Origin of the sequence: Phaeocystidibacter marisrubri, from assembly GCF_008933165.1 — a bacterium.
GTDB classification, from domain to species: domain Bacteria; phylum Bacteroidota; class Bacteroidia; order Flavobacteriales; family Schleiferiaceae; genus Phaeocystidibacter; species Phaeocystidibacter marisrubri.
The window spans coordinates 1-7,935 of sequence record NZ_WBVQ01000004.1; the positions used below are offsets into that span (position 1 = coordinate 1).

Sequence of the window (7,935 nt, forward strand, 5' to 3'; positions counted from 1 at the left end):
AAACGGACGATATAAGGACATGAAGAGCGAATCGATGTATAAGATGGCTCTCTATTTGAATGGTCAATTGACGGAGGTGTTTTACTCTTTTTACAATGATGATCTGAAGTATAAGCACGCTCCGCAGAAGATTGTTGCAGGTATGCTCAAGCGATTGATCTATTCAGGAAAATGTACAAACTTCAATCTGATCATTTTCTACAAAAACCGAATGACATACCCGCACGACATAGAAATGATGTTTGCCAAAGATAAATCGGGATCATTGGTGCGGGTTCAAGGGACAAGACAACAAAAGGCACTAGAGTATTACTGCATACCATGAAGAAAATTACTATTCAAATACCAGTAGCTGAGTGTCAATTGACAATCGAGTATATCGAGCAATGGATAATCGATAAGATCCCACCGGTAACCGAAAATCCATACCACTTCCGTCTGGAGGCATTTGTTTTGGAAGAGATCAGATCAAGTCTATTTACCGCCATAGGATCTGCTCGTAAAAAGGAAAAGGCCATTGCATCCTTGAAGCTGGCTCAGCCTCAAATTGATTGCTTGTCTACTTGCCTCCTCAATAAAACAGGGATAGAAACCACCTCAGGAATCCTACTAAAACACTCGATTTTCAAGCGCCCGAACAAACCCACTCTAACGTCAATTGACACATCTAGGGAAATTACAACGGCAGAATGCGGGTTGTAGAGCGAATTTAGGCACTGTCAATTGACACTTTTTCTCAAGGTTTATAAGGCTTTCCGTACGAAGAGCCTTCGAGTGTCAATTGACGTTACTTCTTTGGGATTCCACACTCATCGATGTACGCCTCAACTTCACGCACCTTAAGGATCCTTCTCGAATTGAACTCTTGCTCTTCTTCCTTTTCATAGTTCAGTGCAGCCCTTAACTCCTTTCTAAAGAAGTAATAACTAGCTGAATAACCCAGTTGAACTAAAACATTATAAAATTCTCGTTTCCCGTAGTTCTTAATGGCAATTGACATAGGCTAAGATTGAGCTCAATAATACTTTTTTGCTCCTCCTCTTTACAACCTCCAAAGCCTTTTACTTCACAAAATTAGGTGGATAACCCTTCCGCTACTGAACATTATTGAACGCTATTGAACGTCAATTGACGCTATCGAATGTTATCGGTAAAACCTTAAAAATCAAAAATTTCTATTTGCTGTCAACATCAACGAATCGCGGTACATGCTTACTGCCGACAGAAATAGAAATATGCAGCACAACAGTATTGACTTCATCTCATTCTCAGGGGGGAGCATTATGGCGGCCGTCAATCAAATTGCGATTGATGAAACGGACTGGTCTGCTGATCTTCCAATTTGGGCTCAAGCTTGTGTGTTTGTTTTGGTGACTTTTTCAGGCGGTGTGATTGGCACATTCGGGAAAGACTTCTACACACGTTTTCTAAAACTGAAAGGTAGAGATGGTGAAAAACTGAATGGTCCGGGCACTTCCGCTTCTGAAGCTCACTATCGTCAATTGCGAAGAGGATTGGAATATGACCACTTAATTCCTCAAGCAAAAGGAAATACCATCATCATGCAAGAAGGGGATACTGGAACCTCGTTGCAGATCATGGCCGATACAGCCTATTCATATAGGTCAGAAGCACGTCAATTGGCGGAAAAACTCAAGGGGCGTACCCGTGAACAGACGGTTCGAAATGTAAAAGACTTCATCTACAACCACTTTCAATACTTAGCCGATACCGACTGGCAATTGATCCGAACACTTTCCCGTGCCTGGAGAGATAGAAAGACGGGAATTGACTGTAAGAGCTATTCTGTGATTGCCTCTCAAATTTTGCTTGAGCTTGGCATTCCACACTACTTCGCGCGCATCAAACAAATAGGTAGTCCAGGTACTCCAGCTAACTACAATGATATGTGGACACATGTCTTTGTCATTGTACCAAAATCGGGAGAACACGTAGACGCCTTTGACCCTTCAACTTATTGGGCACTTGATGGCGTTCCGGCGTATGATCATGTGCCTCCTTTCACTGATATAGACATTTTTCCCATGCTACAACACGCAGTTTTGAATGGTACATCTTCACTGGGGTGTGCGGATGCTCCAATGGTAGTTCCTAAGAACCCAATTGTGACGGCAATTGAGCCTAACGGTGTTCAATCAGGCCAACAAGTATACCTGGTAACCTTTGCTGAATCAGCAAATCCAGATGTTGATTTTGGGGTTACTCAACTCACTAGTAATGAGGTGGGGCAACTTTGCGGTTTAGGCCGCCAATTCAGTAGCCGCAAAGGGTTGAAGGGGTTGGGAGAACCACTAACAATAGGCGCGATTATAGCCATGGCAACAACTGCTATGGAGTTTCTCGGCCCTCTCTTCTCGGGCGGTGAAAAGAGTCGTACAGATGAACTCCGAAACAAAGTAAGAAACTCGGGGTGGCCGTGGTTGAACACTACTGGCGATCCATACCGATACAGCAATCACAAGACAGCCCCAACACCTGAGTTGGAGCAAATGATTACACGTGCTCAAAACTACATCCAAGACCTTCAAAAAGATGTTGATCAAGGAAAGTACAGTAGCGACGGTGAGGAGCGTGTATGGAAGAGATATATCCTGGTGTGGTCAGAGTTTCTAAAGGATATGGCTGAAACCTATCAGTCAAGGATGAATCAAAGTCAACCAGGCTCTAACCATTCATCGACTACAAATATTCCAAACATTCCGAGCTCCTTCCCAAAGATTAATACAGGAGGATCTGCGACGGTAAGTGCTAATACAAATTCCGCGACCAACTCGAATAAGTCTGACGACGATTCAAGCGGTCCGTCAATGGCAGGATTTGGAAACAGCTTATTGACTTACCTCTTAATTGGAGGTGCGGCTTTCGGGGCATATCAACTTATCAAAGACCAGAAAGAAGAAGGTGGGGAGACAAAGAAGAAGGCAAGTCCAAAGAAGAAGGAAAGTGAGAAAGTCAAAGTTTAATCAATTCAAATTTCTCAGACATGAGTACAAAAGCGAAGCTCAAAGCGCCTACTGTTAAGAGCCTCACAAACACCGGAATCGCTGTAGGCTCCGCTGTTGGAGGTTTCCTTGGCGCTCGTGCCCTTAACAACTACTTCCCGCAGTACAGTACGCCTTCAACCACGAACAAGATGATCATGGCCGGTGCCTTAGTTGCATCACTTGTCTTGTCTTCATCCATCAGCGGTAATGATGCCGTTGCCGAAACCTCTCGAGGTGTTCTTACTGGTATGGCCATTCACTCAGCGGGTAAGTTGGCCAACATGTTTGGTCAGGAGATCCCTGCCACTAGCGAAGAGGGGGTAAATGGCCTTCGAATGCCAACCGTAGCTAAAGCCTTCTTGTGTGAACATCACCCAATGAAGCCTGTAGCTGGAAACCTCGGAAAACTCCGTGAGATCATTGAAAACGGACAGTTTGTTCGCCTTCCTCAAGGCGCGTCATCCCCTGCTTCTAGTTTCTTGGGTCAACCGGAACGTTATGCAAACACCTTGCTCTAAGCCCTCAATTAGGCTTTTCAAACATCAATTGACAGTTCAATACACAGTATAACTAAAAACATTTCAACTGTGAACACTTCAAATCTAGCACTAGCCGTACTAGCGGCAAATTTTCTCGCAAGCGTAACAGCAAAGGAGAATAACGGTGGTCTTAACACGAACATCGTCAAGGAAATTCAGAATGGCAATATCGAGCTTCAACCAGGTGGGTTGATGCACGCTACTTCTTTCGCCCCTGGTAACCAGGTTGAAATCCTTGAAGCTTCAAACATCCGAGCAGTTGGTAAGAGTGATTTCCAAGGAACGAAGCTCGACCCAAATACAGTGGCTATTCTAACAGGCTTGAAAGTTGCCTACGGTGTAGCTGCTGATGGAACGGATGTAGCTGCTGTGGATTACGATAGCGACAGAGATAACCTTCCAGCCGTTTTCAAGAACTCGGTTGTTGAGATCAAGCAGGACGGAAAGCAGAAGCTTCGCATTCCAATTGCTCGTTTGCTTACCCAGGTGAATTCAGATTCTCAAGATGGTGACATCTACAAGACGCCGGGATTCATCTACTTGGCTGGAGATGTGCATACTGAGATTCGACTCTTGATGCCAAGTGGCGTAGTGTTGGATCCAGGAGCAGGCAACACGGCATACATCCGTTTTGACTTCGAAGGGTTCGTAACGCGAACTCGTTCTTAAGGTACTTCTTCCCTTTCCATTTTTGGAGCCTTTGTCAAGAGAGCTGGCTTCATGTCAGCTCTCTTTTTTCTAACCCTTAAGAGGTAATTAACATGAAAAGAAAAGTATCAAAAACCCGAATGCAAGCAGTGACAGTTGCCTTGAATGCATCTGGGTTGGATAGCGTTGAAGTAAACTTGGATAAGTCCTACGATGAATGTGTGGCTTTGCAGTTCGTTGAAGTTGACCCTTCAGATGTGACAGATTACAACATTGGCGTTTCTGTCAACGGTAATACGTTGATCGATCCGATCAATGCAAAAGCGCTTCAAAGCGATAGATCTTCGGCTATTAATGAACGACGGTTCCCTGTTAACATTGGCACCACCAATACCGTTCAATTGACGACTGATCTTAAGACAGCGCCAACGGCTACACTCAAGCACCAGGTAATTCTTCACTTGGTGAAGTACGAACCTTGTAACGAAGGATAACATGGCATTCGTCAAAAGAACAATTGAGCGATTGATCCGTGAGGAAACTTCCTTGACTTATGCCAATGTCCTTCAGTATCAATTTTACAATCGCGGAACATCGGTTGTGAGGATTGGAATCGCTGAGATTGGACAAGGTGAATCCCTAGCATTGGGAAACCCTATCCATCCAGAAGACATCGACAAGGTTGTTCAATTTGATGAAAACGGTGAAAACCGATTGGAATGCTACATCGAAGTACTTCAAGAGGTAAGCACCGAAAATACGAGTGGTGAATGCTAAGTTTTTACGGGCACAGACCAGCTATTAAAATTGTCAATCAGCTACACGTTGAACTGGTTGATCAATCGACGTTTACTAGTCCTCTGCTCAAAGGGAAAACCAAGAAGCAGCTCTCGATGCTTCAGTTTAATGGGATTGGACTTTTTGGATCGATGCCAAACACACAGCACGATCCTATCGCGGGTCAATTGATCTTCGAAAACAACAAGACAGGAACACTTTCAGGAATTATACTCTAATGAAAAAGCTACTTACAATCATCCTAACGTTCGGCATTTCATTAAGCGTTGTAGGGCAAAAAACTCCACGACAGCAAGATGCCTATTTCCTATGGACACAAGGCGCCATTTTTGGTGATACTATTTACGTGGAGGGCATGGGTAATAGTGCAGAGTGGGGGGAGTCTTCCAGAATAGTTCTTTCGGATACCGGAGTTCTTGGTAACCAACCAAATATTTCAATTCTTCCCGATCAACTGAACCTGTACACTAAGATCAATAATGTCATTAGAGTTCAGAATTTAATTCAATGGGGGGATACGATTTATGTGCTCTACATCGACATTAACAATGATTGGAAGATTGCTAAAAAATCCGCAGTTGGGGGAAACTGGAGAACCTTCAATTTGTCGAAAATCTCTGGTGCGCCTTTAGGAAAACTACCTAATCAAGACGCTCACTATTCAGGAGGCATGAGCATAGATAAAGATGGGTTTATTCATGTTGTTGCCAACACGTATAGAAATCAACTGCGCTACATTAAATCAGATTTTCCTCTTGATATCACACATTGGAGTTCAGCTTCGATGATTGGTACTCAGGAATCAGAATTGAGTTATCCAACATTCATTAATACGCTGAATGACAGTACTCTTCTTTTTCTTCATCGAGACGGGAATTCATTTGATGGCGACGCCTACATCAATGCCTACAACACAACTACAAAGAGTTGGACGCGTCAAGCTCAGTTGACAGACGGTTCTGGCTTCAATTTCTATTGGAACATTCCTCAAACAACCATTGACGGCAGAATTCATTTAAGCGGGTTATGGAGATCTTCCCCAGGGGCCGAAACCGCCGAAGACATCTGCTACTTTTATTCTGACGATAAAGGCCAGACTTGGAAAAGTTTCACTGGAATAAATTATTCCTTGCCTATCACCAAAGGGTTAAGTGATCCTATTTTTCCAACTCCTCAAGATACTGGACTCATCAATCAAACTGGAATGGGAGTGGATGATCTTGGAAGGGTGAGCATTGTTACTACCCTTAAGGATCAGAATGGAAACCTTCAATATTTTCATCTCTATCTAGAAAACGGTGTTTGGCAGACCAGGTTCTTAACTGACTACACTTCTGGTGTTCGACCGGACTTTTTGTATCAATACGGATTTGGCCGTCCAAGTGTTTTCACACTAAGCGATAGAACGTATGTTACTTGGATTAACACTTTTGACACAGTTCAGAATTACGAGGGACTTCTAATAGAGGAAATCACTCCAGGTTCTGAATTAACCATGGGGTCACTTTTTGCCGGACCATTGGGCGCTTCAGATATTAACATAGACGAATGGGGCCTGTATCACAGTAAGTCACTTCGCTTCTTGTTGATGAATACGCCCGTGAGTCCAGAGTGCAAAGTTGGAGGCGCTGCGGGGGTCTATTCCATTGATAGCGCCCGACTCAAGCAAGCGGTTAATGGTAAGCTTAACATTGATGCTTTTAGCTCACAGTTTGATTTTAAAAGTTCCTTTTTCTGTGGTGGAGAAGATACTTTGATCACTTGGATTAGTGAGGATGCCCTGTCGAAAATTGGGAATACGCTAATTATTGGTCAAGGCTTCAATAATCTCCAAACCGACAACACTTTTCAGATACTCAACACAGGAGGAAATCAGATTAAACTCAGAGATATTGATGGTGATAATACGACAAGCAGGAGCTTCATCACATTTGAGCCATCAACGGGTTTGCCAATGGGATATCTAGGTTTTAAATCAGGATCAAACTCAAACTTTAGCATTGAAAACACAGTAGGTAATGTTACAATCCTAGCCGCGGGTGAAGCTTCGGTTAACGGAGATGAAATTTGGGATGAAGGTAGTATTACATACATCGATACTGCCAATTGGAATTCTGCGTATTCCTCTGTTTCAACAAAGGCTTCAATTACCGCTCTAAATGATACGGCATTCGCTTTGAGACAAGCTATAAGTCAAGTTGGATTGCAAGATGTTTTGGAAGTAGATGCTGAAGCTTCTTTTAGTAATTCAACGAACGTATCCATCAAGACAAACGGTAAGCTCACTTTCGGGGATGCTGACGATCTCGATTCAGACGGCGATGTCACTTTCATTGATATTGATGAGCCTAACGATGTAATTCAACTGAAATCAGAGTCGCTGATTTTGGGAACTGTTGTTACCGGTATGAACCTTTCTGGAGACGTTCAATTGAACGAGGATGACACGTTTATCTATTTCGGATCCGCTGCCGCAGACGGTTCCTTTCGAATGGGGGTAGATTCAGTTACAGGAGATTTAGTCATTCAAGCCAAAGAGTCTGGTGTATGGGTAACTAAGCAAAACTACACGACACCATGACGAATAAGCAGGCACATAACTGGTTCACGAATGTACCTGGTGCTTTATTGACTGTATCGTCAATTGGCTTATGGGTATTGAGTTACTTTCTTGAACTCAAACGAAACGTTGACGACAAAGCCCTTTTGGTAGCGTTTGTCGTCGGAGTTGTACTTGTCGCAGCTCCTCAGAAATTCACAGATTTCTTCGTGAACCGATTTTCAGCGAAAAAGTAAATCATCACCACTATGACTATTGAGAATGTAAGAACATCGAACGATCCATGGGAGCTCGCGCGCTCGATGGGTACAGCGCGTTCCGTGTTGTCTAAGTCTTCTCGATCCGAAGAGGCTAAACAAGAAGCTCGCGACTTGATTCGCGCCAT

Annotated in this window: 11 protein-coding genes; 10 read left to right on the plus strand and 1 reads right to left on the minus strand. The window is 43.5% G+C overall.

What is annotated here, in order from left to right:
* Together F8C82_RS14805 and F8C82_RS14525 are read left to right on the plus strand one after the other, a co-directional pair.
* The coding region (locus F8C82_RS14805) for a hypothetical protein (protein ID WP_170266287.1) at positions 1-325 on the plus strand (325 nt) is incomplete at its 5' end.
* The gene (locus F8C82_RS14525) at positions 322-702 is read left to right on the plus strand and encodes a hypothetical protein (RefSeq protein WP_151694351.1); all 381 of its coding nucleotides are present in this window, start codon (positions 322-324) and stop codon (positions 700-702) included. The genes F8C82_RS14805 and F8C82_RS14525, both read left to right, overlap by 4 nt.
* 85 nt (positions 703-787) lie before the next feature.
* On the opposite strand, the gene F8C82_RS14530 is transcribed toward F8C82_RS14525, so the two are convergent.
* Entirely contained in the window at positions 788-1,000 is a 213-nt protein-coding gene (locus tag F8C82_RS14530; RefSeq protein WP_151694352.1) for a hypothetical protein, read from the minus strand.
* Between the two features lie 208 nt (positions 1,001-1,208).
* Here F8C82_RS14530 and F8C82_RS14535 point away from each other — a divergent pair, with 208 nt between their 5' ends.
* The 8 genes from F8C82_RS14535 (at position 1,209) to F8C82_RS14570 (ending at position 7,786) form a co-directional block, all read left to right on the plus strand.
* The gene (locus F8C82_RS14535) at positions 1,209-2,984 is read left to right on the plus strand and encodes a hypothetical protein (RefSeq protein WP_151694353.1); all 1,776 of its coding nucleotides are present in this window, start codon (positions 1,209-1,211) and stop codon (positions 2,982-2,984) included.
* Positions 2,985-3,004: 20 nt separating this feature from the next.
* Complete coding sequence (locus tag F8C82_RS14540; RefSeq protein WP_151694354.1) at positions 3,005-3,523, plus strand: hypothetical protein; 519 nt, start codon at positions 3,005-3,007, stop codon at positions 3,521-3,523.
* A 69-nt stretch (positions 3,524-3,592) separates the two neighbouring features.
* A complete protein-coding gene (locus F8C82_RS14545; RefSeq protein WP_151694355.1) occupies positions 3,593-4,213 on the plus strand; it encodes a hypothetical protein in 621 nt (206 codons plus the stop codon).
* Between the two features lie 92 nt (positions 4,214-4,305).
* Positions 4,306-4,686 (plus strand): hypothetical protein, encoded by a 381-nt coding sequence (locus F8C82_RS14550; protein ID WP_151694356.1) that lies wholly within the window; start codon positions 4,306-4,308, stop codon positions 4,684-4,686.
* A 1-nt stretch (position 4,687) separates the two neighbouring features.
* Positions 4,688-4,969, plus strand: a complete 282-nt coding sequence (locus tag F8C82_RS14555) for a hypothetical protein (RefSeq protein ID WP_151694357.1) — start codon at positions 4,688-4,690, stop codon at positions 4,967-4,969.
* The gene (locus F8C82_RS14560) at positions 4,963-5,208 is read left to right on the plus strand and encodes a hypothetical protein (RefSeq protein WP_151694358.1); all 246 of its coding nucleotides are present in this window, start codon (positions 4,963-4,965) and stop codon (positions 5,206-5,208) included. Before F8C82_RS14555 ends, F8C82_RS14560 begins: the two co-directional genes overlap by 7 nt.
* Positions 5,208-7,571 (plus strand): BNR repeat-containing protein, encoded by a 2,364-nt coding sequence (locus tag F8C82_RS14565; protein ID WP_151694359.1) that lies wholly within the window; start codon positions 5,208-5,210, stop codon positions 7,569-7,571. The genes F8C82_RS14560 and F8C82_RS14565 overlap by 1 nt, the downstream gene beginning before the upstream one ends.
* The gene (locus F8C82_RS14570) at positions 7,568-7,786 is read left to right on the plus strand and encodes a hypothetical protein (RefSeq protein ID WP_151694360.1); all 219 of its coding nucleotides are present in this window, start codon (positions 7,568-7,570) and stop codon (positions 7,784-7,786) included. Before F8C82_RS14565 ends, F8C82_RS14570 begins: the two co-directional genes overlap by 4 nt.
* Positions 7,787-7,935 lie beyond the last annotated feature (149 nt).

Bases quoted from the DNA above. Each gene is read 5' to 3' on its own strand.
- F8C82_RS14530 (WP_151694352.1), bottom strand. From the start codon at position 1,000: ATGTCAATTGCCATTAAGAACTACGGGAAACGAGAATTTTATAATGTT.
- F8C82_RS14560 (WP_151694358.1), top strand. From the start codon at position 4,963: ATGCTAAGTTTTTACGGGCACAGACCAGCTATTAAAATTGTCAATCAG.
- F8C82_RS14555 (WP_151694357.1), top strand. From the start codon at position 4,688: ATGGCATTCGTCAAAAGAACAATTGAGCGATTGATCCGTGAGGAAACT.
- F8C82_RS14540 (WP_151694354.1), top strand. From the start codon at position 3,005: ATGAGTACAAAAGCGAAGCTCAAAGCGCCTACTGTTAAGAGCCTCACA.
- F8C82_RS14565 (WP_151694359.1), top strand. From the start codon at position 5,208: ATGAAAAAGCTACTTACAATCATCCTAACGTTCGGCATTTCATTAAGC.
- F8C82_RS14550 (WP_151694356.1), top strand. From the start codon at position 4,306: ATGAAAAGAAAAGTATCAAAAACCCGAATGCAAGCAGTGACAGTTGCC.
- F8C82_RS14525 (WP_151694351.1), top strand. From the start codon at position 322: ATGAAGAAAATTACTATTCAAATACCAGTAGCTGAGTGTCAATTGACA.
- F8C82_RS14535 (WP_151694353.1), top strand. From the start codon at position 1,209: ATGCTTACTGCCGACAGAAATAGAAATATGCAGCACAACAGTATTGAC.
- F8C82_RS14570 (WP_151694360.1), top strand. From the start codon at position 7,568: ATGACGAATAAGCAGGCACATAACTGGTTCACGAATGTACCTGGTGCT.